The organism is Paenibacillus sp. J5C2022, from assembly GCF_025567625.1.
Lineage (GTDB): Bacteria > Bacillota > Bacilli > Paenibacillales > Paenibacillaceae > Pristimantibacillus.
Map to the genome: position 1 here is coordinate 1 of NZ_JAOQJC010000131.1, position 661 is coordinate 661.

The following is a 661-nucleotide window of genomic DNA, read 5'->3' on the forward strand; positions in this document are numbered from 1 at the left end:
ATAACGTTTCGTATATTCACGACGCCCGGCGAATGCCGGGTGTGTCCACAGCAACTACTTCTCCGAAGCCGCTTCTGGGACCGAGGGCGTATGCCCGATGCGTGAATATGGTGTTAACTGATGTCGCCTCTTCCTTGAATTACTTTCATTCCTATTATTTCAACTTCCCTCTCTTATCTGGTTCCTTTAATACCAGGTTCTTTAATCCGTTTTTCTCAAATTCATTTTCATACGTTTCTTCAATTTCAAATTCTCTTTCTTTATGCCTGTCAGTAAGTTTACTCACTGGGCCGATTTCATTAATCAAGTCTCTGCGAGCTAATCGACTAGATAATTCCTGCCAAAAATTAAAATTATCATAATCATCAATGAAGTTTTCAAGCTGTTCTTCAAATTTTCTTGTCGGGAAATATTCATTAAATTTCTCATCGAATTCAATTAAATCATTCATTTCAAATTCATAAGAGTAACTGTAAATTAATTGCTCCAGTTCCTCCATTTCAAGATTTTGTTCATCTTTAAGTTTTGTAGAGTTTGCGATCCAATTCCCCAAAAAAACCAACTTTGTAAGTGCTCTATATTGAGCTTCTGATAATTCTAATTTCATCGTTTTGCTCCTAATCTTTAAATTATGTTGTGTTTGGCGATTTCAGTTAACGTT

The 661-nt window shown here is 35.9% G+C and carries 1 protein-coding gene; it reads right to left on the reverse strand.

Annotation, left to right across the window (positions count from 1 at the left end):
- Positions 1 to 154: 154 nt before the first annotated feature.
- On the reverse strand, positions 155 to 607 hold the full coding sequence (locus M6D81_RS31635) for a hypothetical protein (RefSeq protein WP_262681645.1): 453 nt from the start codon (positions 605 to 607) through the stop codon (positions 155 to 157).
- Between the last annotated feature and the right edge of the window lie 54 nt (positions 608 to 661).

Excerpts from the sequence above, each read along its gene's own strand:
- M6D81_RS31635 (WP_262681645.1), bottom strand. The coding sequence starts at position 607 with ATGAAATTAGAATTATCAGAAGCTCAATATAGAGCACTTACAAAGTTG.